A 292-nucleotide genomic window follows, 5' to 3' on the forward strand; every position below is an offset into this window, starting at 1 on the left:
TACATATCTAATTCAAATTCTTTAATTGTTTTGTTCCCTAAAAAGGAATGTCTTCGTTTATTATTGTACCAAGTTTCTATCCACTGAAAGATGGATAATTCGGCCTCAGATCTTAATCTATAACTATGTCTATAAATCCATTCGACCTTTAAGGATTTAAAAAAGGATTCTGCCACTGCGTTATCCCAACAATTCCCTTTACGGCTCATAGATTGACTTACCAAACCATTAAAGCTTTTAATTATGGAAGTGAACCTATGACTGGCATACTGTATCCCTCTATCCGAATGGA

The 292-nt window shown here is 34.2% G+C and carries 1 protein-coding gene; it reads right to left on the reverse strand.

Annotated features, from left to right (window positions below):
- Positions 1-292, reverse strand: a 292-nt coding sequence (locus tag HC176_RS19050) for an integrase core domain-containing protein (RefSeq protein WP_167920533.1), incomplete at both ends; no start/stop codon positions are given.

Source organism: Tamlana crocina, from assembly GCF_012037625.1.